This window comes from Candidatus Buchananbacteria bacterium CG10_big_fil_rev_8_21_14_0_10_42_9, assembly GCA_002773845.1.
In the GTDB taxonomy this organism is placed as follows: domain Bacteria; phylum Patescibacteriota; class Patescibacteriia; order Buchananbacterales; family 21-14-0-10-42-9; genus 21-14-0-10-42-9.
In genome coordinates this window covers 22,520-47,966 of the sequence record PEZZ01000029.1, presented here as the reverse complement: position 1 = coordinate 47,966, position 25,447 = coordinate 22,520, and the positions used below count along the sequence as shown (strand labels likewise).

Sequence of the window (25,447 nt, the reverse complement as noted above, 5' to 3'; positions counted from 1 at the left end):
TTAAAGAATGTAAAAACTTCATCTAAATTTTTACACTCCTTTTCTTGGCGGTGCACTTTAAAACCTAATTGTCTAGCCAGGTCGTGCAATTCGTGATGATGGCTTTTAGCGGCGGCACCATCAACCACATCATAAGCAGCGAAGTCCAATTTACGCGAAGCGGCTAGTTTGGGGTCAAGCTGACGAATTGATCCAGCCGCTAAATTACGCGGATTAGCATAAAGTTGTTCTCCGGCAATCTCTCTCTGTTTGTTTATGCGATCAAATTCTTTTTTGCTTAAAAAAACTTCGCCGCGAATCTCGCATGTTAAATTTTGGCGCAAACGAAGTGGAATCGCATCAATGGTTTTTAAATTTTGAGTCACGTCCTCGCCAACCGTACCGTCGCCGCGAGTTGAACCACGCACAAAAAGTCCTTTTTCATATTCCAGTGAGACAGCAAACCCATCAATTTTTAGCTCGCAAAAATATGTAAATTTGTCTTTGACTAATTTGGAGATACGTTGTTGCCAATTTTCCATATCCCCCCGCGAAAAAGCGTCAAACATGGAGTACATTGGAATTTTATGAGGTACTTTAGAAAATTTATCTAACGGTTTACCGCCAACGCGCTGGGTAGGAGAGTCCGGCGAAATTAAATCCGGAAACTGTTGCTCTAAATCATCAAGTTCTTTTTTAAGTGAATCTAGCGCCGCATCAGAAATTTCTTGCGTATCTAAAACATGATAAAGATAGCGATGATGATTAATTTCCTCGCGCAGTTTTTCTATTCTTTTTTTAGCTTCGCTTTTTTGCATATAACTTAAGGATAAAGCTCATCCCAATGTTCTTGTTGCCATTGCCAATTACTAAAACTTATAATGCTTTGGCAATGCGGCCACGGATAACTGCCGTCATCCCAACAATCAATAAATGGCGGTAAAAGATTGATTCTTGAAGTGTGAAACATCACATCTTCTTGAGGTGTATCATATTTACCAAAGGTATAAATTATTTTTTGGCCGCCTGCGGAATCATAAGCATAGCAAAAACTCCCCCCGCCAATGTCCGGATCAGCATACCAATTTGTATCGCCGCAGTTTTCTGCTGCTGTAAATGTTCCAGTCCCTCCATTTAAAATATAATAATCAAGCAACAATTGCTCAACTCCGGAATCAACCACATAAGATGCTTGTATAGAATTTGAAACATTATCATAAAAACCGCCCACGCCGCCAACTACATCATAAGGGATAAATCGACCTTGTAATACAATATCGTTGATCGTCAGTGCCCACAGTAAAATAATGGTAACAATAAGCGAAACAAAAATAATTACATAGCCTTGCTCGGGCTGATGTGGCTTTGGCTTTTTTTGTTTTCTAAATAAACGATTAAATTTCATATAAGGCTTCTGTAAAAATTCCGTCATAGTTACGTGGCGCGACCGTGCTTTGAATAGTAATCGGTGCAATGTTAACATCGCGTGGCTTTGCGCTTAAAGTAAATCTAATCAGAGAATGATCATCCCCTAGATAGGATGAAACTTGCCAACGAAAATTAGTCACTTCTATATTGCTTGGCGTTAAATCCCAAGTCCCACCGTTTATGCAATCACTGCCGGCTAAGGGATTAGCTTCTTCGGTAGTGTTGATGCATTGACGGGTTCGTAATACTCCGTCTTCTACAAACACGGCGTGGGCCCTAAAGTCATTTTCGATTCGATCAATTAAAGTTGAATATTTTAACACCCATTCATTCCCCGAGTCAGTTGGGTGAGAAAATAAATTGTACCCAAAATCAGGCGGCCCTTCCTGTTTTTTAACTCGAACGGGATTTTTCATCTCCCTCACTAAATATTCAGTTGCTTGCTGTAGGGCATAAATAGTTTCACTTTCACCTTTTACTCTTTTGACAATGCCAATATAATAATTAAATCCGCCAAACACCAAAAGGGCAAAAAATGAAAAAACTGTGAGCGTTACAAGTAACTCAATGAAAGAAAAACCTTGGTTATTTTTGATTTTAAGAAGCATATTTTATTCTCCGGTAACAATTTTATACATCTCTTGGTCAGACAAAGCGCGCCTATAAATTTGAACCCAGGATAATCGTCCCCAATATGGCAATTCATTAACCTCAACACCACTTTTACCCAATACTCTGTCCTGAGGTCCAATGACATTGTGAACTGGGGCTATGGTGGCAGTTGAATCGCTGACAAATTGGCCGTTAATGTAAAAACGAACATTATTGCTTGGTAAATTAAGATCCCAAGTCACGCCAATTTGTGCAAAAATGGTTTGGGTGCCCCAGTCAGGAATTTGGGGGCCGCAATGAACTTCAAAATCATTACCATCACCTATCACAAACGATAGTCTGCGAGTATCGCACACATCCTTGCCGGGTACTCCAGAATCAAAGCCATAGCCAAAAGCGTAGGGATTGTCTTCAAAATCCGCCGTGCCCGCGCCAAAATCCGCTTCTGTTACCTCATGGCCTAAAAAGAAAGCCTCGTCATTGCGGGTATTAAAAATCCATAAACTAATACTCCCTTCGGTCGTTAAATCTAATAAATCATCGCCGGCGTCTTCATCAATTTTTTCTGGCAATAAAACATAATCACTATCCACTCCAGGGAAAGAAAGTGACCCGGAGCCGCCAACCCGGTAAGGCGCGCTCTCCCCGGGCATTAAAAAGTAAGCATTGGCAGAAGTAGTGTAATCAATATCGCGTAAATTTGGATCAGAATTATTTTCATCGCGGACCGGGTTGTAATCACACACACCGTCATCATCATCGCAAAAACCGTCATCAATGCCGTTCACGCAATCAGAATCGTTAGAGCAGGCATTACCATTATTAAATCCACCGGCACAGACAGAATTTAAATCGTCACAGTTATAATCATCACCACAAAATTCACCGTCCCGTTCTCCGCCATAGCAATACATCGGAAATTTACCTGAAGCGCTGTTATCATTACCCTCCCAGCCCTGGATAAAACCATCTGCCCCCCATTCAGTTATTTGATCATCAATTACCTGAACAGATTTATTGTGCGGAAAGCTATATCCCGTCATAAACATGTCCAGAGCCAAGCTCTCCTCTACCCAATTATATAAAGAGCTTGCCAAAGAAACTTCTTGCTTGCCGTTATTCCATGAGACCTTGCTGGTAACTAAAATATATTCGCTGGATAGGCCAATATTTTTACGATCAATTTCTAAGTGCCGCTCAAATGGCGTATTGGCAATATCTTTAGGACAGTGCTCATAATAACCGTCCGCACCTAAGCAAATTGCGCGCCAATTGTCATCGTCTGGATTAGGGTCACCTAAGCCATCGCGCCAACGGTCGCTACAGGTGACCGATAAAAAATTATCTAATAAGGATCTTTTCTCTCGATTCGGCGGAAAGCTATTGTAGTTGCCGTTCCATTGGATACAAACATCGTTACCAAATCCATTGCCTTGGCTGATTGGCACACAATTATAAGGCGTGCCGTATTCATCGCAGTCAGCTTGCTCGACGCAAGTAAAACCGTAAATGTCATCGCCACCGTCGCACATATTAAAGTACCTATCCCAATGGCGATTTCCAAAAAAGGCCACATCCCGTTGCATTTTAGCTAACTCTATCCCTTCAGCCGCAAGATAAGTTGCGATAATTTTTTCACGATTGCCGCGCTGGACCTTAATACTCTGGTTAATTAAGGCGATGGGGCCTAAAATGCCGATGGAAAAAATGACAATTGAAATTAAAAGTTCTATCAAAGTAAAACCGCGCTGTTCGTCTACGGCATATTTATTTATAACTAATAATTTTTTAAACCTTTTACTCACAGTTTTTCAACTTGGATATTCAAAATCCGATCAATAGTTAATTTGCGCCATTCACTCTTATACTCATAGTAAATATCAATTTGCTCTGGACCCGGATTAATAGTGTCGTCCGGATCAGAGGCTTCATAATCTAAATTAGCAAAGCCTAAAGGATACAAACTTCCCTGCTCTATGCCGGGCGGGTGAAAAGTTATTATAGTTTCATCATTTGGGCTGGAGCAAGGATTTGACGGCAAACCGAAAGCGTCAAGCGTGGCTGAGCTAAAATAGCTTTTAGAACACTGGGTTCCATCCCTATCACGATTAACAATTACCATTGGCTCCATATCGGTTGGTGGCTTAATATTTCTGCCACTAGCGCCGCGATAAAAAACCTCGTATTCATGAGCGTTTAAATCTAGCGTCGGGTGGCCAACGGTAATAATTAAATAATTTTCTAAATCATTTTGACCCTCTACATTTGGATACAGGCGCCAAGTTGCACATGGCGGATTTGCCCCGCCGCAACTTGGGCTAGAATCTGATATGGGGGCAGATAATGAAAACTGCGATGCCGTTTTTAAATTCTGAATATCACCTACCAATTGGGTGACCGCTTCATCAAACCTAACATTTTTTTTATTATAATCAACCGTTGTTAGCCCCACAAAAGTCAACAAAACAACAATGCTAATTACTACAATAAGCTCAAAGATTGTATACCCGTTCTGGCTCTTGAGGGCGGCTCTAAAATATAATTCTAAAAAACGCATTAAAAAATATTCAAATACCAATTAATTATCTGTTCTCCCCAAAGCAGGGCCACTATGGTCGCGGCTGCCAAAAACGTTCCGAACGGCAGTTTGCTTTGCATTGATTTTTTCTTAATTGCAATTAAGGTCAGGCCAAAAATTGAACCAGATAAATAAGCTAAAAATAAAGCGACCAGTAAACTTTTCCAACCCAACATAAACCCCGCCGCTAATCCCAGGCGGATATCACCGCCGCCGATCCAAACGCCCTTGGACACAATAAATTGAATTAAAAAAAATCCAGACCCAATTGCCCCGCCAAGCAGTAGGCTTTGCCAGGGATGACCTAAATACAAGTTAAATAACAGGGCAATCACCGCGGCAGGCAGGCTAACTTTATCCAATATCAAATACCAACGCAGATCATAAACGAAAATAACGACCAAAAAGCAAGCAAAAAGCAAAAAAGCTAACAGTTTTAAAGTTAATCCTAGTTGCCAAAGTCCGATAATAAAAATTAAACCCGTGACTAGCTCAACTAAAAAATATTGTTTTGAAATTGGCTGGCTGCAACTGCGACATTTACCCTGTAAAATAATAAAACTCAATAATGGTATATTATCGTACCATTTAATCGGCTGCTTACACTCGAGGCAGGCTGAGCGCGACCATAAAAAAGAGCGCCCTTGATGCATACGAATAATTACCACATTTAAAAAACTGCCCACAAAGGTGCCAAGCACAAACAGGATAAGTAATTGAAGTTCAAAATTTCTGAAAAAAGGCTCTAGATCAGGCATTAAGTTGCAATATTAACCGTTTAATTATACCATATTTTAACATATCCTAATCATCATGAAAGTATCCATTATTATTGTTACGTTTAACTCTTGGCCAGAAGTTCAAAATTGCCTAAAGTCAATTTTTGAGCATACTTCAAATTTAGAAATTGAAGTGGTGATGGTAGATAATGCTTCTAACGACCGCACTGCCGCTAAAGTCAAAACACAATTTCCTCAAATTAAGTTAATTGAAAATTTAAAAAATTTAGGTTTTGCCGCCGCTAATAATTTGGGAGTAAAAAATAGTTCTGGGGGCTTTTTACTTTTTTTAAACCCTGACGTTGAATTGTTTAAAGATGCATTAAATCAACTACTGCAAGCTAGCAAAAATGATACTTCTGCCGGAATCATTTCCGGTTTATTGATTGACCAAGGTGGTAAAATTCAAACCACTTACATCCGCAATTTTCCAACGCCGCTTAAAACAATTTTATTTGATACTAAACTAAAAGTTATTGCCGAGCTAATGCCCGGCCTTAAAAGATGGTATTACCCAAAAATTAATATGGGGTTAAAAAAACAAAAAGTCGACCAGCCGGCTGGAGCGTGCATGATGATTCGGCGCGAGACATTTAAAAAAATTGGCGGCTTTGACGAACAATTTTTCTTGTTTTTTGAAGACGTGGATTTGGCTTACCGCCTAAAGCAGGCGGGTTATAAAAACTATGTCTTGCCAAAAGTTAAGTTAAAACATTTGGGCGGCATGAGCATTGCCAAAGAGCGTAAAAGTAAAATTAGGTCTCAATTTTTAAAATCAGCCAAGCAATATTTTAAAAAGCAAAAGAAGCTGAGGAAATAAAAACAAGGGCCTAAACGACCCTTGTTTTAAACTTTATACTTATAGATTACGGACAAGCTCCGTTAGCAATGCCATCCTGAGTTGCACATATCAAGCTACCGCTTGATGCACCTAGGTTTCCAACTGTACCTTCAAGATAGGCTTCAATGTTGTAAGTTGTAGCGGTTAATTGCTCGTAAGCATAGTCACAAGTAGCTGTCGAAGCACCAGTACAAGCCGAGGCAGCACCTGTCTCGCTTGGATCGCGAGGTACGGAACCCATATATACCTCCCCAGCTGCCGTATCAGCAAATCCATTAGTTTCACTTAGGGTATCAGTACTGCCTGATATACCCAAAGGATCAGGCGTACCATCTACGGCTTCGGCCGGATATGCTTGCGTGTCATTAAATAGCAACTCCAAGGCAGTTTGAATTTGTTTCACGTCAGCCACCCGTTTGGCATCTCGCGCTTTTTCACGCGCTGAGTTTAAGGCAACAATTGCAATCGTTGACAATAATCCGATAATTGCAATTACCACAAGCAATTCAACTAAGGTAAAACCTTTTTTATTCGTGGTTAATTTTTTCATTTTGCCACCCCCTTTCGTTTAAAATTTTAGTCGCGCCCAAAGCGCAAAATTTATTAATTATTGTTTGTTATTATAATGCAATTCTACAAAACTTATCAACAGCAAATATATTATATCACTTTTTGATAAACTAACCAACTACCGCTAAATTATAAATTGGAATAATTATAGCCGCGACCATCGCCCCAACGGCTACCCCCATCGCAATAATAACTGCCGGTTCTATTAGGCTAACTAAATTACTTACTAAATTATCAACTTCGCGGCTATAAAAATCACCCACCCGCTCAAGTACGCTACTAACCTTACCGCTCTTTTCGCCAATACCTATCATTTGGGCCACCATATAAGGCATATTTTTATTAGTGCTCAAAACATTTGAAATTAAATTACCGTCTTCGACTTCACGTACTACCCGCAATAACAAATCATGATAAACGGTATTGCCCACAGTGTCAGCAGTAATTTGTAAACTTTTAGACAGTGGTACTCCCCCTTCTAGTAATGTGGATAAACATTGAGCCATCTTTGTTACTGCGACACCTTGAAATAATTGGCCAAAAATTGGCAAGCGTAGCAAACCCAAATCCCACCAATATTTAAATGCAGGGTATCGTAAAGCAAATCTAATGGCCACAATAATGGCCACAATAACAATAATTAAGACTATCCACCAATTGACAAAAAAATCAGAAAGGCCAATCAGCAATCTAGTTGCGATTGGCAATTCAACTCCGCTTTCAGTTAAAATGGCAGTCAGGCGAGGAATTGTAAAAACCATCATTAAAATTCCAACCGCGAAAAGGCTAGTCAAAACCAAAGCCGGATACATCATTGCCCCGCGGATTCGATTTTTCAAATCATAATTTTTCTCCTGGTAATCAGCTAAATACTTCAATACTTCATCCAATCCACCCGAGGTTTCGCCAGACCTGACCAAGTTGATATAAAAATCGCTAAAGACTTTAGGGTTGCTCGCGAGCGCGGCGGAAAGCTTTGACCCACCCTCAACTTCAGAGGCAACATCATCAATAACTTTTTTAAAAGTTTCGTCGCTAGTTTGCCGAACTAAAATTCTCAATGCTTGGACCAGCGGCAGGTTAGCCGAAGTCATAGTTGACAGTTGCCGCGAAAAAATCACTACCGACTTATCCGATACTTGATTTAAAAAACCAAAAACATTTTTTAGTTTAAAAGTTGATTCTTTTTTAAGTTTTAGAATAGTTAAAGCCTTATCAATTAAAATATCGCCAGCCACAAGTTCACTCGGGGCTTGAATCTTGCCGGAAACTCTTTGATTGTCTTTATTTAAAGCGATGTATGAAAAAATAGCCATACTAGTTTAGACTGGCATTAACTGATTTTATTTATCTGGCAATCAATGACCTAAAATTTTGTTTATCAAATGATTCTTTCTCAGCATCTTCAACTAAAACTTCCCCGGAACGCACTAAATCTACCAAGGCTTGATCTAAATCAACCATACCTTCATTTTTAGAAGTTTGAGCAATGTTTATTAAGTTTTTGTATTCCCCCTTCCGGATAGAAGTTTTAACCGCATCATTGTTAATTAAAAGCCCGGCGGCTAGTTTTTTGCCGCCGCCGCCAACTTGGGGCAGTAAACGTTGAACTAAAATCGCGCGTAGGCTATCTGAAAGCAATTTTTGGGCTCGTTCCTTTTCTTCAACTCTAAAATTACCAATTAAATATTCAACCGTTTGGAGAATACCGCTCGTGTTTAGAACCAAAAAAACTAAAACATTATTGTTGGCTACTTCTAAAATTGAAGGGATTAATTCAGGTTCATGGTTTTCGCCAACGGCGACCACGTTAACATCTTCACGCTGGCAATGCAGTAAGGCATCATGAAAACTATTAACATCAACCCCAACTTCACGCTGTTCAATAATACTTTTTTTATTTGTAAACAAATATTCTATCGGTTGTTCAATTGTGACAATATTATGATCGCGCTTTTGGTTGATATGCTCAATCATAGCGGCAACCGTAGTAGTTCTACCGGCGCCGTATGGTCCGGTTACCACAATTAAACCTTTATCATTAGCTAAAATTTTTTCAATGCCGATTGGCAAACCAAGGCGTTGTATGTCTGGCACCGAAATTGGTATATAGCGCAGTGACACAGACGGTTTGCCTCGCTGATAAATTATATTAACTCGAAAACGTAGATTTTGCGCAAACTCATAGGTAAAAATTAAATCTTTATTCTTGGCTAATTGCTCCTTTTGGCCTGAGGTTAAGACACTATCGATCATATCTAAAATAAACTGCTGTTTCACCGCCGGGTAATTTGCCATCTCAACCAAATCATTGCCAATGCGCATAACCGGGGGGCTGCCGGCGGACAAATGTAAATCCGAAGCTTGATTTTTAGCCGCGGTGGTCAAAATTTTATTTACTTCCAAACTGCCAGCTGTTGCCATAATTACTTTTTATCTAAAATGTTTTTTATCTTGGTAATTACTTCTGACGGCATAAAATGAGCCTTAATTAAGTAATCATCAGCGCCCAGATCAAAACCTTTTTTAACTTCATCTTTTTGCGATAAATTAGTCAACAAAATAACGGGTATATTTTTAGTTTTACTGTTTGATTTCAACTTACTTAAAACTTCAAACCCGTCCATTTTAGGCAAAATAATATCTAACAACACTAAATTAATTGTTTTTTCGCTAACCAATTTTAAAGCGCTTGCGCCATCTTTAGCTAGGGCCACTTCATAGCCCTCTAATTCCAATTTTGTAGCATAAAGCTCAGCCAAAAATTCGTCGTCTTCAACCAGGAGAATCAATTGAGATTTTGATTTTGCCATTTTTTTGTTCGTGCTTACTTATTATAGCTATAATTGAGAAATGCGTAAAACTTCATCAACTGTGGTGTCTCCGCGAAGCGCCTTAATCACACCATCTTGCATTAAAGATAAAAAATTTTGTTGCTTTAAATGCTCCCGCACATGAGGCCCGGGGTCTTCTTTATTAATATCTTCTTTAATTTGGTCGGTAACGACGACAATTTCGGCCACCGCAACTCTACCCTTATATCCAGTCCCGCCGCATTTATTACAACCATCCCCCTTCCAAAAAGTAAGTGGTTTGTCTATTTGAGCGTCAACTAGGTATTTAGGCGGCACCTGCCCGAGTACCTCAATCATCTGATTTTCGGTTTTGGCCGGAAGTTTGGCCTTGGTTTTACATTGAGTACAAATACGCCTGGCCAAACGCTGGGAAATAACTAAACGTAAGGTTGAGCCAAGTAAAAATGGCTCTACTTCCATATCAATTAACCTCGGAATAGCACCGACGGCGTCATTTGTATGCAAGGTGGAGAAAACCATGTGCCCGGTCAAGCTGGAATGAATTACCAGCTCAGCCGATTCGTTATCTCGAATTTCTCCAAGCATAATCACATTTGGATCTTGACGTAATATTGACCGCAAGCCGGAAGCGAAACTATAACCAATTTCAGGGCGAACTTGAGATTGGTTAACGCCTTCCATATAATATTCAATCGGATCTTCTAAGGTAATAATGTTGGTATCCTCATTATTGAGCTCTTGCAAAATAGTGTACAAGGTGGTAGTTTTGCCGGAACCAGTCGGGCCGGTAAGTAAAATTAATCCGTGTGGTTTTTTAATTTGATCTAAAATAATTTTTCGGAACTCGGCGTTAAATCCAAGCTCCTCTAAAGTCGGAACTTTTTTAGAGGCATCCAGGATGCGCAACACTACCTTTTCGCCCTCAGCTACCGGCAAAGTAGAGACACGAAAATCAACCATCTTATCATCAATGGCCAAACGAATTCGCCCGTCTTGCGGCTTTCTGGTCTCGTCAAGCTTGAGGTTGGCCAAAACTTTAATGCGTGACACTATCGCTGAATGAATGTACTTGGGTAAAACTAATGAAACACGCAGCAGCCCGTCAATGCGATAGCGCACCTTAGAGGCGTTAAAATCTGGTTCAATATGAATATCAGACGCGCGGCCTTCCTGTGCGTGTTTTAAAATAACTAACACCATTTTAGCCACCGGAGCAGATTTGATAACTTTTTCTAAATCTTCCTTGGTGTCAACCTTGACGTCGGGCACCCTCTCGGTAAAACGAGCCTGCTCACCAACGTTTTCCAAAACTTCTTTGGCCTCTTCTACCAAAGCGGAATACATGCGCGACACTCGATCAAAACTTTCTTGCGAAATCACGTAGTATTGAGGGTTTAAATTTTTTTCATTAGCCACAAACTCGACCGCCTCTACCGCTTTAAAATCTTGTGGGTCCAACATGCCTACTTTCAAGGTTGACTGGTCACGTTCAAAGGCGATAAATTTATAATTTTCAGCAATCTCTTGAGTGAATGTATTTAAAACTTCGTTGCTTATTTTTTTATCCCGCAAATCAGCATACGGAATGTTTAGTAGCTCGGCTTTAACTTGAGCCAGGGCTTCGCCATCAACCAACTTATTGGCCAGTAAATAATCCTCCAAGCTTTGCTGATTTTTTTGAGCAGCATTAATCACATGCTGCTGCTTGTCGCTTGGCAATAATTGTTGCTCGACTAATTTTGAAACTAACTGTTTTTGATCTACCGCCATATATTAAGGCTCAACTATTAATTCCGAAAAAGGCGCAAACGGCTCACGGCTTCCGGTTGGTATAAAATAATCAATTTCATAACCATAAGGCTGCAAATTTAAATAATCTTCATCCGTTAAAAAATCTTTTTTAACTTCCCCGTTAATCGGTGTAAAAAACTGAGCCGCTTCGTCAGGGCGTAAAAAAGTGCTGGTTATCGGACTTAGTCCCGGAAAGGTAAAGCCGTTATCATAATTTCTATAAATTAAATACCCTGAAATTACAAAATTGATAACAATAATCAAAGTTAAGATAACATTTTTTTTGCTCATGCGCTCGGGTAATAATAAGTTATCATATTTAAAGTTACGCTATCTTGGCCGGGGGTAAAAGTGATCTGCCTTAAGTCTAACAACCGCAAGCTTGACTCAACCGTCTGCAAAAGTTGCTTATAATTTTCATAGGCTAAGTCTCCCTGCATAGTGACAACAACTGACAATTCAACCACCTGCCTTGAGCCGCTGCCATTGGCCGCCAAACCTGCGCCATTAGCGGTAGTATTGGCTGAATCGTTGCCCAGTAATATCCCCAAGTCAACTATATTTGATTGGCTGGAACCCACGGCATTCCCAGCTTGAGCTTGAGAATTTATCGGCGTATCGACTGCCACGCTTTCAAGCGTTAAATTATTTTTTAAGGCAATATCTTCAAACATGACATAAAGTTCAGCAATTTTAGGTTCTTTTGGTAAAACCGAATCTAATCTTTGGTTTTGCTCGGCAGTGACCGAAGAAATGGCCTTGTTGAAACTTTTTAATTTAGCCAAATATGCCTGCTGTTCTATCAGATAAGCTTGACTTTCTTTCAAGCTAAAATCATTGGTCGTTCTGGTTTTTTGATAGGCTGGCTGCAAAAAAAGCATGTAACTTAAGCCCACGATAGCTACAAAAATTAAAAGTAAAATCCAATTGAAAAAATTATGAATAATTTCTTGGGGGCTATTCTTTTTACTTAAAAACTGTCCCATAAATTATTGGCTGGGCTTAAAAATACTTGGATTAACTTTTAAGTTAATAACAAAATTAACTAGTTCTTCCGCTTCAACAACTGATTCGGTAATTTCAGCATCGCCTAAAAATATCTCCCCCTGGCTACGCTTAACTTGATTTACTGTCACATTACTAAACATGTCCGGCTGCCTCTGAAAAGCAACTAGCTGTTCAGCCGCCGCCTTAAAGCCGCGGCCAATCGCTTCAATGGTCACGTTGCCTTGAGCATTCGCCGACATATTCGTATAAAATACGTCATGAGAGATAGAGTTTTCCAACAATTCAAAAAATGGCGACCAATAAATATGCTGGCGGAAGCGATCGTCAAAAACGTATAATCTGTTTTGCAACGCTTGGGCTTGAGACAAACCCACTTGCTCTTTATCAATTAACTCGTTCATCGACACAATTTCTTTTTCAACTGCTTGTAAGTCGCTGGCGACTTGAATTTGATACCATATAATCAGCGAGTAAGCCACACCAACCGTTATCAAAGATAAAATTACAACCAGCGCCAATAAAGAAAATTTATCTTTCCATTTAATATCGCTAGAATCAATTAAGCCTTTGGGGATTAAATTAATTCGCCCCTGAGACTTATTTTTTTTAGGCTTTTTGGGCTTGCTCGGCTTTAGCTTTTTCGGCGGTCGGGGTGGAGGCGGTATTTTTATATCGCCAGTCGATGCGGGGGCCGGAGGGCCATTTTTTTTATTGCCATTTCCCTTAGCCAAACCTTCAAAATCATATGGCACATCCTCTACGGCTGACAAAATATCAACCGGCGCTTTAGCTTGGCTGTTTGGTTTACCTTTGGGTTTAATTTTTTTATCAGAGCCCTCTTTTTTAGGGTCGGTTAAGTTAAGCGGACCTATTTGGTCTTTGACCTTGCCTTTAAATTTATCTTCTTGCCCGCGTAGATCGTCAGGCAGCAAATTGATATTATCTGCCATAGCAAATTTTATAGATTCAAAGTCTCATATTTATACAATATTCCTCATCGCCAATCCTACGGCCGGGGAAAACCTCGGCCCGATTTCATCTAGCACTGGTTTTAAATCTTGAGGATATATAACCCGTGACCACGGATCGCCGATATAGGCTTTCATATCCAGCTCTTTAGATAAATATTCCGGCAAGCCGGCTAAAAGCGATGAACCGCCAGTTAGAATAATTTTTTCAATATGTGATTTAGCGTTTTTGTTTTGATATAAATTTTTAGTGTACTTTATTTCATTCAAAACAGGGGTAAGCACTGACATTACGGTTTCCGGAACTGATTGGCTTTGCGCCCCTTCGGTTTCAAGACCAATATCATATTTAAACTGCTCAGAGCGCTGCAGGCTAATATTTAAACTATTGGCAATAGCCTTGGTGATAGTAAGCCCGCCTACATCAATACTGCGGGTCAAGTAAGGAATGCCGCCAGTGACTACCGTGATGCTGGTAGCCAGTGACCCCATATCAACTAGCATAATGGATGACTTGTCTCGCCCAACCAACGATCGGATCAAAGCAAACGTTTCAGTATCTAAACTGATTAACTGCAAGCCCGCGTGTTTAAAAATTTGCATATGCCGCTGAACTAAATTTTGGGATACGGCAGTCAGTAAAATTCTTTGCTGTTGAGATTGAGATTCTGATTTTATTTTTAAATGTTTACGCTCTTGAAAGTTTTGGGTATCGTTAGAATTTTTGCCTGGCTCAACATTTAACGTGGCGGCTAAGGCCGGCGATTCAGGCAAACTTTCATCTTCTAAAACCTGCCAATCTAAAATCATTTCTTCCGCCGGAAGCGGCACAACCTTTTTAGCCTCCCAGCGAATGGCCGAGGCAAGCTCCTTTTTGTTCATTTGAGGCAGGCTGATAATTGAGCTAAAAACTGAAAAAGCCGGCAGCGAAGAAATAACTTTGGTTGAGCTAACTTGAGCTTTTTTGCAAACCGCTTTAATCAACTCTGCCGTTTTTTCAATATTAACCTCCTTATCACCTTCAACTAAGGGGTCAGAATAGCCATAAGTTACAAGCTTGGGGCGTCCATTTTCATTTTTAAGCTCGCATATCTTTACACTTTTAGAATCAAAATCAACGCCCAGGTAGCTAACCGGTGAAGAAAAAAAGCCCATAGTTTTGTTTTTTATTTCATTAACTTTACTGCTTAGCAAAACCAATAAACAATGTTTGCCGCCAAAGCCACAAATTTACTAAATTATAACATATTTATAACATCAAAACTAACTTAGTTAGAACTAAAATATGTTAATAAGTCAACTTTCATCACGTCTCTATTCCTTTACATTTTGACGCAATGGCATCAAGCTAGTTTAGGCAATATTCTATTTAAGTTGCTTTAAAGCTGCTTTGACAAAAAGCCCATTTCTTTCTATAATTTAACTTAATAATAAAATAATAATTCTTCTCAAACACTATGGACATAACACTTGTAATCATCGCTATCGTTATAGTCATTGCTCTTTGGCTAATCGCGTTATTTAACGGTTTAATCAAGCTTAAAAACCGCACCCAAGAAGCTGCTTCTGATATTGACGTGCAACTAAAGCGGCGGCATGACTTAATTCCTAACCTGGTTGAAGCTGTTAAAGGATATGCCAAGCACGAAAAGGAAACTCTGACCAAGGTAATCGAGGCGAGGAATATGGCGATGAAGGCACAAGGTATGGGCGACAAAGCCAATGCTGAAAATATGCTCTCCGAAACACTAAAGTCAATCTTTGCCCTATCGGAGAGTTATCCAGATTTAAAAGCGTCCCAAAATTTCTTGCAACTCCAAGACGAATTATCCGACACTGAAAATAAAATCCAAGCCGCCAGACGATTTTATAACGGCAACGTCCGAGACTTTAACACAAAAATTCAAGTTTTCCCGAACAACTTAATCGCAAATTCTTTGGGATTTAATAAATTTGAATTTTTTGAAGCTAAGGCCGGGGAAAAAGAGAACGTATCAGTAAAATTTTGATCTCTACAATTTAAAGCTTGGCTTATAAGTGTTTAATTTTTGATTTTGTGTATTCGCAAATTGACAGCAATAAACGTAAATCTTGGATTCTCATTGCCTTATTTATTGTATTCATAGTTGGTTTGGGCTGGTTTTTCGGAGAGGTTATGGATTATGGCAATGAGATAATTGTGTTAGCCTTAGCAATATCTTTAATCATGTCTTTTTTTAGCTACTTCTCTGGCGACAAGGTAGCCTTAGCAACTTCCGGGGCAAAAGGGCCAATTAATAAAAATGATAATGCTTACGTTTACCGGATGGTCGAAAACCTATGCATTACCACAGGAGTACCGATGCCAAAAATTTATATTATTTCAGATCCAGCGATAAACGCTTTTGCCACCGGCCGCGACCCAGAACATGCAAGTGTTGCAGTTACTACCGGAGCAATTGATAAATTAGAAAACGAAGAGCTGGAGGGAGTATTAGCCCACGAACTTTCACACGTTAAAAATTATGATATTCGGCTAATGATGATAGTAATTGTATTAATTGGCATAGTCGTGCTTTTCTCTGACATTATGTTAAGAAGTTTCTTTTGGGGCGGCGGGAAAAAAAGCCGATCAAATCAAGGCGGCGCTATTTTATTGCTAGTCGGTTTAGTGCTAGCAATTTTAAGTCCGATTATTGGAAAGCTAATTCAATTGGCGATATCTAGGAAAAGAGAATATCTAGCTGATGCCTCGGGCGCGTTGATCACCCGCTATCCGCAAGGCTTAGCCAGCGCTTTAAAAAAAATCGGTCAAGAAAAAAGTAAGATGCGGCGCGCCAACCACGCTACCGCTCACCTATATTTCGCTAATCCCTTTGGTGGGGCGCAAAAATTCTTTGATCGCGCCTTTGCCACTCACCCGCCGCTTGATGAACGTATAAAAATTTTAGAAAACATGGCCTAACATGATTCCACAAGTAATAAAAAAATTCTCAACTAATTCCCGGCAAGTGCTAAAACGATCTTGGGTTTTAGCCCAGCATCTTAAGCATCAGGAAATTCTGCCAGAGCATTTGCTTTACTCTTTAAGCTTACAAAAGGGCAGTTTAGCGAGTGAAATTTTATTTCGGCAAAATCTATCGGCTGATAGAATCAAAGCGCTATTGTTTAAACATGAACCGACCGGTAAAAAACCAGGCGATCGTCCAACGCTTGGCAAAAATACAAAAAAAATAGTTGAGCGCGCTGTCCTTAAATCCTCAAACTTAAAACACTCTTATGTCGGCACCGAACATTTACTCGCCGCTTTAATTGATAGCGACGACATTAGACTTAAACAATTTTTGAAGAAACACTCCACTAGTGTTTATGAGTTGCATGAGCAAGTTAATACAATTTTAAACAGCACTTCAAAATTTCCAGATTTCGCCCGATCGCTAAATAATTGGCAACAGCCAACTGAAGACAGCCTGGGTGATAAGCGCTTAAAAAGCAGCCAATCCATTTTGGATTTGTACGCAGTGGATTTAACAGACCCGGTCATCCAAAAAGACATCGACCCGGTAATTTCCCGCGAAGAAGAAATTGAACGTTTAATTCAGATTTTAAGCCGCCGCACGAAAAATAACCCCATTTTATTGGGTGATCCCGGAATTGGTAAAACTGCTATTGTTGAAGGTTTAGCCAAAAAAATTGTTAACCAAGAGGTGCCCGAGGCGCTAGAGAATAAAAAAATATTTGCTTTGGATTTAACGGCTTTGGTTGCCGGTACTAGCTTTCGCGGTGACTTTGAGGGGCGCATGCAACAATTAATATATGAGTTGAAAGAAAATCCAAATTTAATCGTTTTTATTGATGAAATTCATACCATTGTGGGAACCGGTTCAGCTTCTGGCTCTATGGACGCGGCTAATATTTTAAAACCAGCGCTTGCCAAGGGACACTTACGTTGCATTGGAGCAACCACGCTACAAGACTTTAAAAAATATATTGAAACTGATCCCGCCCTAGAACGGAGGTTCCAGCCGGTAATGGTGGCACCGCCGGACCATAAAAAAGCAGTTACGATTTTAAACGGGATTAAACATAATTATCAAATTTTTCATAATGTTGAAATTACCGAACAAGCTATCACCGCCGCGGTGAAACTGTCAGAACGCTATATCCAAGACAAATCTTTGCCTGATAAAGCGATTGATTTAATTGATGAGGCGGCAGCCCGAGTCAAGGTGAGTAAAAGCAATACTGGTTCAGCCAAAAAAGTAAGGGAACTACAAAAAGAATTAGAAAAAATCCAAAACCAAAAACGCAAGGCGGTATTGAGCGAAAATTACAATGAAGCTCATATAGCTAAAAAAGAAGAGGCGGAATTAAAAAATCAAATTAGCGCTTTGAAAAACAAACAAAAAACTTCGACTGACTACATTGGCACCATTGAAGCTAATGATATTGCGGAGGTAGTTGCTCGCATCACTAAAATACCCCTACATAAAATTTTAGCCGAAGAAAGAAAGCAAATCTTGAACTTAGATAAAATTTTAGCTAAAAAAGTTATCGGCCAAGAGCACGCGATTAAAACTGTGTCTGAATTAATCAAACGATCCCGCGCTGGAGTGACTAACCAAAACCGCCCCATTGGTTCATTCTTATTCTTAGGCCCGACTGGAGTTGGCAAAACATTTTTAGCTAAAGCCTTAGCCGAACAAGTTTTTGGTAGCCCTGACAACTTAATTAGAATTGACATGTCAGAATTTTCTCAAGAATTTAATATTTCTAAATTGATTGGCTCTCCGGCGGGATATGTCGGCTACAAAGACAGCACCAAGCTAACAGATTTGGTCAAACAAAAGCCGTACTCTTTAGTACTTTTTGATGAAATTGAAAAGGCGCATCGTGAAATCTTTAATTTACTGCTACAAATTTTAGAAGACGGACAATTAACCGACGCCACCGGACGCGCCATTAATTTTAAAAATACTATTATTATAATGACTTCTAATTTAGGTTCGGATAAAATTACGTCTGGCAGTATCGGCTTTGACCGGGAAAATTTCCAAGAGGCCAAAATGATAGAACATGAGATTGCCCAACGAACCAAAGATTTTTTCTCACCTGAATTTCTAAATCGGGTGGATAAGCAAGTTATCTTCTATCCCCTATCCAAAAATGCTTTGCAAAAGATAGTTGCAATTCAACTAAGCGAGCTAAAAAACAGATTGGAAGAACACCGCGTTGACTTAAATTGGGATAAAAAAGCAATTCAGCACATAGCCCAAAAGTGCCAATCCATCCGGCATGGCGCGCGCGAAGTCAGGCGTTATATCACTCATGAGATAGAATCAGAAATCGCCGAAAAAATGCTCCAACAAAAAAATTTGGATAAAATCCCCTTAACCGCCGAGGAAAATAAGATAAAAATAAAATAAATATGCCTAATTTAAATTGGCGACTAATTGGATTAATTTCAGCCTTTTTGGGGGCAGTAGTAATTATTGGATATGTACTTTGGTTATTTTTTTTCCGGCCAGTTATTGCGCCCGCGCCAATAACTAATGTAAATGAAACACCGGCTTTGACTAATGGCGGCTTACCGGTGGCCGGACCAGGCGGGCAAATTCCAATCATTGATGATTTAGAGGGTGGTCTGCCAAGTCAAATTTTAGCTAACTTAGGTGTCAATGTTAATGCCCCGGTAGAAATTCCCACAACTCCAACTGAAGTAGCCGCTGGTGGCGTGACTCAAACCACCGCCTTAACTGCCAATACCGCATTAAGCCCTGCTTTATCAAGTAATGGACTGGACGTAAACTTTTATGATCCCAACAATCAAAAATTTTTCAAAGTTAATTCTGATGGAATTTTGCAAGAGTTATCTGACCAGCAATTTAGCAACGTTCAAAAGGTTAGCTGGGCGCCAAGTGGCAACCGGGCAATTTTAGAATTTCCCGACAATAGTAAAGTTCTTTATGATTTTTCTAGCAATAAACAAATTACCTTGCCAAGTCATTGGGAAGAATTTTCTTTCGCCGCCAATTCTGGGGGATTCGCCTTTAAAAATAACGCTTTAGATCCTGAAGACCGATGGCTTGCGGTTTCTAACCTTGACGGAACTCAAACCCGCTTAATTCAAGCGCTGGGAAATAATGGAAATATTGTTGATGTTAATTGGTCACCCAATAACCAGATGATCGGAACCTATACCAAGCCGTTAGATGGCCAACGCCAAAATTTATTTTTCTTGGGCTTTAACGGAGAAAATTTCAAAAAAACAATTATCCACGGATACAATTTTAAAGGTCAATGGTCACCAACTGGTAAACAAATCTTATACAGCGTTTCTAATGCCGCCTCTTTGTACCAACCAAGCTTATGGATAGTTGATGCCGTGGGTGACAACATTGGTTCCAACCGCACTAATTTAGGCTTGTCCACCACTGCTGATAAATGTCATTTTGCATCCAACACGGATTTATATTGCGCGGTGGCGACGGAACAGCAAATTGGTTCTGGCATTGAAGGTAATGAACCGGAAATTGGTTCAGATGTTATTGTAAAAGTTAATTTAAACTCTGGGTCAAAATCACTGGTGGCTATTCCCAACGGGGCTTTTAATATTTCCAATATTGTGACATCTGATGATGATAGATATCTTTATTTTACTGAATCCACTACCGGCCAACTTTATAACATTAAACTTCGTTAAATGAAAAAGCTTGTAATTACTTTATCAATTTTTGCTTTATTAGCAGTCGCCATGCCAGTTTTTGCGTATCAACTGCAAGTCAACATACCCGGACAAACAGTTAGCGGGGAAGGTATTGTTTTATTGCGTAACTATATAATTGCCATTTATCAATTTGCTATTGGAACTATAGGAATATTGGCAATAATAGTGATTATGATTGCTGGACTGATGTGGCTTATGGCCGGAGGAAGCCAAGATAGAGTAAAAGTCGCCAAAGAATACATTGCCGCCGCTCTTACAGGGTTAGTTATAGCTTTAACCTCTTTTGTTATTTTATACGCTGTCAACCCTGAACTCACTAGCCTTGAAGGCCCTGACTTGGGAAAGTTAAAGCCTGATATTCAATCCGATGAGCCAATAAATAATACTATTGAAACTGGAATTACTCGGGAACAATGCAAACAACGATGTGGAGATGGAAATGAAATTTGGCATTTCAATACAAAAACGCAAACCGGCACCTGCTCTTGTAAGAGCCAGGAAGCACCTCGGGGATGTTTTGATAACATAAATCTTTGCGAACCAGGCATAGAGTCGTGCTGCCCAGCAGCAGCGCCGGATCAAAATATTGGCCAGTGTGTACCAAACCCCCCTGGTTGTTAAATTACTCAAAATGAATAGCTGAGGTTAATGACTGTAGTTTTTGAGCAAGTTTAGAGTGATTTTTTAAATTTGGATCATTGCTTAATACTCTATCAGCATGTTTTTTAGCTAACTCAATTAGTTCCACGTCGTAAAAACTGGCTAAATTTAACTGCTCAAAATAGCCAGATTGGCGAATGCCATATACTTGGCCAGCGCCGCGAAACTCCAAATCCTTTTCCGCAATTACAAATCCATCGTTAGAATTTGTCATAACTTTTAACCGCTCAATTACTTTGGGCGATTTTTGATCCGTAAATAAGAAGCAAAATGATTGGTGGTGAGACCTTCCGACCCGCCCGCGAAATTGATGCAATTGCGCTAAACCAAAACGTTCAGCCCCCTCAATCATCATGACAGTAGCGTTTGGCACATCAACCCCAACTTCAACTACTGAAGTTGACACAATAATAGCTAACTTGCCGTCAGAAAATTCCTGCATCACTTTATCCTTCTCTTTAGCCGGCAATTTACCGTGCAATAATCCAATTTTTAAAGTCGGGAATACTTCTTGATTCAACTTTTCGTATTCTTCGGTTACGGCCTTTACGCCTAATTTATCGGATGGATCAATGAGCGGACAGATTACAAATGCCTGCCGTCCGGCTTTAATATTTTTTAAAATAAACTCATAGGCTTTGCCTCTGTTTTCTTCAGTCACTAATTTCGTCACGATCGGTTTTCTATCTTTAGGCATTTGCTTGATGACAGAAATATCTAAATCACCGTACAAAGTTAAATAAAGTGAACGTGGAATTGGGGTAGCCGTCATGGATAAAAAATGAGGCAACTCGTTATCTTGGCTTTTTTCTTTTAGTATTTTTCGCTGGGCCACACCAAAGCGATGTTGCTCGTCAATTACAACTAATCCTATTTTAGGCAAAAAAACATCATCTTGGATTAAGGCATGTGTGCCAATGACTAAATCAACCTCTCCTTTTTTAATCAAAGATAATAACTTAGCTTTAGTTACTTGAATTGCTCCAGTAATTTCTGAAGCATAAGCTTTTTGAGATCTAGAAAGTAATCCAATGCGTAATTTTGTGCCAAAAATTTTCTGCAGGGTTAAAAAATGTTGCTTTGCTAAAACTTCGGTTGGAGCCATTAGCACCACTTGATAGCCATTTAATACACAATTAAAAGCAACCATTGCCGCTACCACGGTTTTACCAGCACCAACATCCCCTTGCAATAAACGGTTCATCGGTTTGGGTAAAGACATGTCTTGAATTATTTGCCAACTCACTTTTCGCTGATCATCGGTTAAATCAAAAGGCAATGACCCTACAAACTCTTTTATCCGATTTTCTTTAAATTCAATCGGCGTGCGGGAAGCGGCTTGCATTTGATTTTTGGTTTGCAAAACCTGCAATTGCAGCAAAAACAATTCATTAAATTTAAGCCTTTTCAAAGCTTGTTTTTGATCTGTTAAGTTCTTTGGGAAATGAATCGCAGCGATAGCCTCATCTAATCTCATAAACTTTTGATCAGAAATGATTGCAGGCGGCAACCATTCATCAACTTTTTCAGCCAAAGGCAAAACATAACTAACCAAAAAACGAATTTGCTTTTGGGTTAAATTGCTTGTAACTGGATATATTGGAACTAAGCGGGCGGTGTGGGTGGTAATTTCTTTTTTGACATTTTCATAAGTTGGATTAGCTAAATATACACCGGCTTTATCCAGCGCTACTTTACCCGATAAATAAACTTCATCCCCAATATGCAAAACTTTACTTATATACTTTTGATTAAACCAAATAACTTTGATTGAGCCGCTTTCATCGCTTACCAAACTTTCCGTAATAAAAGTTTTTTTACGGAAACTGCGACGGCTATCCAATAATTCAATTTTAATTTTTACCGTGGCTTGCTCACCGGGAGTTAAGTTTTTTACCAAAAAAACTTTGGAATAATCATCGTAGCGAAAAGGGAAATAATAAAGCAAATCTTCAGCCGTACTAATACCTAAATGTTTTAAACGCCGGGCAGTTACCTGCCCAACCGAGGTTAATTTTTCAACGGAGGTATTAAAATCAACGGCCATAATTATCTTTTATATAAAAATATATTATGGCCATTTTTTATGGGCTGCCAATTAGGAAAGGTGAAATAGTATGAAATCACGTGCGCGCCAGGCTTTAATTCATGGCGCAATTTTTTTTCTAAATTTAACATCATGTAGCCAATGCCAAAAACGGTAATTAAATCGTAATTAGCTAAACTTACGGACCAAAAATTCTGGTTCAAAATTTTAGCCTGGCTTCCGTCTTTAACTTTTTGCCTTGAACGATAAACTAGCCATGGATTAATTTCATAGCCGGTTGTTTGAATGCCTCTCTTAGCTAACGCCAAAACTATGCGTCCATCGCCAGATCCAAGATCTGCCGCTTTATTTATAGCTGTCTGACCTTGAAGAGCTTTCACTTCTGAAATAATCAGACTTAATGTTTTTTTGTTGGTACTGGCAAAATAAGCGCCGCGAAAGACAATCAAAAAGAAAATTAACACAAATAATGCCACCGGCAAGGTGACAAATAAAGTAATGAGAAAAAAGAACAAAAGTTCGTTCATAATAAAATTATAGCGTCACGAGCAGGCCCCAAGCACCAAATGCGACTAAGTCGCATGGTACGGGGTAAAATTCAAACTTACTTATCATGTGTCCCCACGAGGAGTCGAACCTCGATCTCAGCCTCCGCAAGGCTACATTCTATCCATTAAACTATGGGGACAAATACAAATATAACTCTACGTCCAGCTCAGCTGCCTGCCCGCCGGAATGAATATGGAGACGGGAGCTAGGAGGACGTGTTTATAGTTTTAGCAAACGAGTTAATTGATCAGATAACGGTTCGTTTTCCCGCTCAAAATCTTCAGTTAAGTACTTAAGCAAAATGCGACGAATCGCGACCGGATTTTGATCAACTAAATCAACACTAATCCGCGGCTGCCAGATGCTTTTGGGCTCAAAGTACAAAGCTTTAACATCCGGCGGTTGGTAAATAATATAGAATTTATCTAATTCGTTCCACGGGAAAAAGTGTTGGGCTATTATAATGCCATCTTCGTTAATTGTAAAGTCAACCATTTGAATATTACGCTGATGCATGTATGACAACAATACGGCTAAAATCACAATTAGCGCAAAAAGCAAATTGGATGTGGCGATACCGTAAATGATTAAAAATAAAGCCAAAATTCCGGCCGCCACAAACCAGACAGCCCCTCGGTTGTGGCTGATATATTCAGGAAATGACCAGTTGGCTAAAACTTCACCATGGTCAACTTCAGGATGCGGTTGATTAATTCTTTCTGGCATATACTATTTATTCAAAGCCCAAACCGCGCTAAGGGCGGTATCCAGTATGATTAATTGCATTAAATAATAACGGGTCATGTCAATTTTTAGCCACAGCCGCGGCATAAACACTTTTGGCGCCGGCTTGCCTTAACGCCTTGGCCAAAGCTTGGAAAGTGGCTCCCGTAGTAACTAAATCATCAACTATTAAAATCGATTTGCCGCTGATTTTTTGAGGAGCAATCACTTCAAACGCTTTATCAATATTGCTAAACCGTTTATTGGCTAATAATCTAGCTTGTGGGTTAGTGTGGCGGATGCGAACTACTGCGTCGCTAATAATTGGGACATTTTGAATTTGTCCAATTTGTTTGGCAATAATTTCGGCTTGATTGAATGCTCTGAGACGATAACGTTTAGGATGTAATGGTACAGGAATGATTAAATCGTAGTTATCGGATAGCACATTACGGTCTTGAAGCTGTGACATGTACATTGCTAAACGTTGGCCCAATTTAACTGACAATTCCTTTATATAGTCGTATTTGGAAATCTTAATGGTCTCTGCAATGAGTGGATGTTTATAATAGTAGGCATATACTAATGAATCAATTAAGCCGGAGGGGCAATTTGGGCATTGCCCGGGTAAAGAAATCTCTGAGTGGCAAATACTGCAGATAAAGTGTGAGTTAAAACTAACCAGATCAAAACATTCATCGCAAGCGTAAGCCCCGCCCCTGCCGCAACTGATACAAGATTTTGGAAAAACCAAATCTAGTACCGGGACTAATAACTTTTTGGCAAGTTCATGTTGCATATTATTGCCAAGTCGCTTGATTAACTAACCAACCATCCCCTATTTTAACCATATCTAAAAGTAAATTTTGATACTTTAACTGATAATTCACCGTACTCTCCCGAGCGTCTTTACGCTGAACTGAAGCCATGACTTGGGCATTAGCGTCTGAGAGTGAAATAATTTTAGCTGAAACTACTTTGGTAGTAACGCCTTGATAAACTTCTGTATTTTGCCCTAGCGCGGACTGATTAATTAAAGCTTGCGTTTGACGCACAAAATCTTCGGTCATTAAAGCTTGCACGTCTTTTAAGTTCTCAAAATCTGACTGGTTAGAATAACTGCCATAACGTTCCGCAAAAGTTCTAGCCACAGCCAGTAATGCCGAACCAGTTTCAACTTGTTCGGGTTGGACCACCGCGCCGCTGCCAAGCTCTACCCCAAAATCATTATTTGGGGTTAAGCGTTGGAAGGTTTGCGATTGTTCAGATTGATTAGTGTTAACCGCCGGACCATCATCGCTGCGGGTTAAAAAAATAATTGCAATTACTAAAATTACTATAACTACAAGAATTGCGATGATGATTTTATTTCGTCTGGAAATTTCCATATGT

General features: G+C 39.6%; 26 protein-coding genes and 1 tRNA gene. 6 read left to right on the top strand and 21 right to left on the bottom strand.

Translation table 11 applies throughout. The features are described 5' to 3' along the window. The 6 genes from COT81_03810 to COT81_03785 form a co-directional block, all read right to left on the bottom strand. Positions 1 to 797, bottom strand: a 797-nt coding sequence (locus tag COT81_03810) for a hypothetical protein (protein PIS04972.1), incomplete at its 3' end; no start/stop codon positions are given. 5 nt (positions 798 to 802) lie between these two features. Then, positions 803 to 1,384 carry a hypothetical protein gene (locus COT81_03805; protein ID PIS04971.1) on the bottom strand — a complete coding sequence of 194 codons (582 nt, stop codon included), beginning with the start codon at positions 1,382 to 1,384 and terminating at the stop codon, positions 803 to 805. Further along, positions 1,374 to 2,015 carry a hypothetical protein gene (locus tag COT81_03800; protein ID PIS04970.1) on the bottom strand — a complete coding sequence of 214 codons (642 nt, stop codon included), beginning with the start codon at positions 2,013 to 2,015 and terminating at the stop codon, positions 1,374 to 1,376. Before COT81_03800 ends, COT81_03805 begins: the two co-directional genes overlap by 11 nt. A gap of 3 nt (positions 2,016 to 2,018) precedes the next feature. Then, on the bottom strand, positions 2,019 to 3,824 hold the full coding sequence (locus COT81_03795) for a hypothetical protein (GenBank protein ID PIS04969.1): 1,806 nt from the start codon (positions 3,822 to 3,824) through the stop codon (positions 2,019 to 2,021). Then, positions 3,821 to 4,576, bottom strand: a complete 756-nt coding sequence (locus COT81_03790) for a hypothetical protein (GenBank protein PIS04968.1) — start codon at positions 4,574 to 4,576, stop codon at positions 3,821 to 3,823. The genes COT81_03795 and COT81_03790 overlap by 4 nt, the downstream gene beginning before the upstream one ends. Further along, complete coding sequence (locus COT81_03785) at positions 4,576 to 5,355, bottom strand: prepilin peptidase (GenBank protein PIS04967.1); 780 nt, start codon at positions 5,353 to 5,355, stop codon at positions 4,576 to 4,578. Before COT81_03785 ends, COT81_03790 begins: the two co-directional genes overlap by 1 nt. A 55-nt stretch (positions 5,356 to 5,410) precedes the next feature. Here COT81_03785 and COT81_03780 point away from each other — a divergent pair, with 55 nt between their 5' ends. Then, positions 5,411 to 6,196, top strand: a complete 786-nt coding sequence (locus tag COT81_03780; GenBank protein PIS04966.1) for a hypothetical protein — start codon at positions 5,411 to 5,413, stop codon at positions 6,194 to 6,196. Between the two features lie 46 nt (positions 6,197 to 6,242). On the opposite strand, the gene COT81_03775 is transcribed toward COT81_03780, so the two are convergent. The 9 genes from COT81_03775 to COT81_03735 form a co-directional block, all read right to left on the bottom strand. Further along, entirely contained in the window at positions 6,243 to 6,767 is a 525-nt protein-coding gene (locus COT81_03775; protein ID PIS04965.1) for a hypothetical protein, read from the bottom strand. A 130-nt stretch (positions 6,768 to 6,897) separates the two neighbouring features. Continuing rightward, positions 6,898 to 8,103 carry a hypothetical protein gene (locus COT81_03770; protein ID PIS04964.1) on the bottom strand — a complete coding sequence of 402 codons (1,206 nt, stop codon included), beginning with the start codon at positions 8,101 to 8,103 and terminating at the stop codon, positions 6,898 to 6,900. A gap of 31 nt (positions 8,104 to 8,134) precedes the next feature. Next, positions 8,135 to 9,211, bottom strand: coding sequence for a hypothetical protein (locus COT81_03765; GenBank protein ID PIS04963.1), 1,077 nt, complete (start codon positions 9,209 to 9,211; stop codon positions 8,135 to 8,137). 2 nt (positions 9,212 to 9,213) lie between these two features. Then, on the bottom strand, positions 9,214 to 9,600 hold the full coding sequence (locus COT81_03760) for a response regulator (GenBank protein PIS04962.1): 387 nt from the start codon (positions 9,598 to 9,600) through the stop codon (positions 9,214 to 9,216). Positions 9,601 to 9,627: 27 nt separating this feature from the next. After that, complete coding sequence (locus COT81_03755; GenBank protein PIS04961.1) at positions 9,628 to 11,373, bottom strand: hypothetical protein; 1,746 nt, start codon at positions 11,371 to 11,373, stop codon at positions 9,628 to 9,630. 3 nt (positions 11,374 to 11,376) lie between these two features. Beyond that, entirely contained in the window at positions 11,377 to 11,685 is a 309-nt protein-coding gene (locus COT81_03750) for a hypothetical protein (protein ID PIS04960.1), read from the bottom strand. Then, positions 11,682 to 12,380, bottom strand: a complete 699-nt coding sequence (locus COT81_03745) for a hypothetical protein (protein PIS04959.1) — start codon at positions 12,378 to 12,380, stop codon at positions 11,682 to 11,684. The genes COT81_03750 and COT81_03745 overlap by 4 nt, the downstream gene beginning before the upstream one ends. Positions 12,381 to 12,383: 3 nt before the next feature. Next, complete coding sequence (locus tag COT81_03740) at positions 12,384 to 13,352, bottom strand: hypothetical protein (protein PIS04958.1); 969 nt, start codon at positions 13,350 to 13,352, stop codon at positions 12,384 to 12,386. A 30-nt stretch (positions 13,353 to 13,382) separates the two neighbouring features. Then, positions 13,383 to 14,570: a hypothetical protein gene (locus COT81_03735; GenBank protein PIS04957.1), complete on the bottom strand. Its 1,188-nt coding sequence runs from the start codon at positions 14,568 to 14,570 to the stop codon at positions 13,383 to 13,385. A gap of 257 nt (positions 14,571 to 14,827) precedes the next feature. Here COT81_03735 and COT81_03730 point away from each other — a divergent pair, with 257 nt between their 5' ends. Genes COT81_03730 through COT81_03710 form a run of 5 tightly spaced genes read left to right on the top strand, consistent with a single transcriptional unit; the run spans position 14,828 to position 20,697 of the window. Beyond that, positions 14,828 to 15,379, top strand: coding sequence for a hypothetical protein (locus COT81_03730; protein ID PIS04956.1), 552 nt, complete (start codon positions 14,828 to 14,830; stop codon positions 15,377 to 15,379). Positions 15,380 to 15,426: 47 nt separating this feature from the next. After that, positions 15,427 to 16,314: a zinc metalloprotease HtpX gene (locus COT81_03725; GenBank protein ID PIS04974.1), complete on the top strand. Its 888-nt coding sequence runs from the start codon at positions 15,427 to 15,429 to the stop codon at positions 16,312 to 16,314. Between the two features lies 1 nt (position 16,315). Beyond that, positions 16,316 to 18,775, top strand: coding sequence for an ATP-dependent Clp protease ATP-binding subunit ClpC (locus COT81_03720; protein PIS04955.1), 2,460 nt, complete (start codon positions 16,316 to 16,318; stop codon positions 18,773 to 18,775). A gap of 2 nt (positions 18,776 to 18,777) precedes the next feature. Further along, a complete protein-coding gene (locus COT81_03715) occupies positions 18,778 to 20,052 on the top strand; it encodes a hypothetical protein (protein PIS04954.1) in 1,275 nt (424 codons plus the stop codon). Beyond that, positions 20,053 to 20,697, top strand: coding sequence for a hypothetical protein (locus COT81_03710; GenBank protein ID PIS04953.1), 645 nt, complete (start codon positions 20,053 to 20,055; stop codon positions 20,695 to 20,697). A 1-nt stretch (position 20,698) separates the two neighbouring features. On the opposite strand, the gene COT81_03705 is transcribed toward COT81_03710, so the two are convergent. From COT81_03705 to COT81_03680, 6 genes are all read right to left on the bottom strand, one after another. After that, a complete protein-coding gene (locus COT81_03705; protein PIS04952.1) occupies positions 20,699 to 22,783 on the bottom strand; it encodes a DNA helicase RecG in 2,085 nt (694 codons plus the stop codon). Between the two features lie 2 nt (positions 22,784 to 22,785). Continuing rightward, positions 22,786 to 23,310: a hypothetical protein gene (locus COT81_03700; GenBank protein ID PIS04951.1), complete on the bottom strand. Its 525-nt coding sequence runs from the start codon at positions 23,308 to 23,310 to the stop codon at positions 22,786 to 22,788. An 89-nt stretch (positions 23,311 to 23,399) separates the two neighbouring features. Further along, positions 23,400 to 23,471: transfer RNA gene (locus COT81_03695), tRNA-Arg, on the bottom strand. An 80-nt stretch (positions 23,472 to 23,551) separates the two neighbouring features. Continuing rightward, positions 23,552 to 24,058: a hypothetical protein gene (locus COT81_03690; GenBank protein PIS04950.1), complete on the bottom strand. Its 507-nt coding sequence runs from the start codon at positions 24,056 to 24,058 to the stop codon at positions 23,552 to 23,554. Between the two features lie 79 nt (positions 24,059 to 24,137). Then, entirely contained in the window at positions 24,138 to 24,854 is a 717-nt protein-coding gene (locus tag COT81_03685; GenBank protein PIS04949.1) for a hypothetical protein, read from the bottom strand. Between the two features lies 1 nt (position 24,855). Then, complete coding sequence (locus tag COT81_03680; protein ID PIS04948.1) at positions 24,856 to 25,443, bottom strand: hypothetical protein; 588 nt, start codon at positions 25,441 to 25,443, stop codon at positions 24,856 to 24,858. Positions 25,444 to 25,447: the final 4 nt, after the last annotated feature.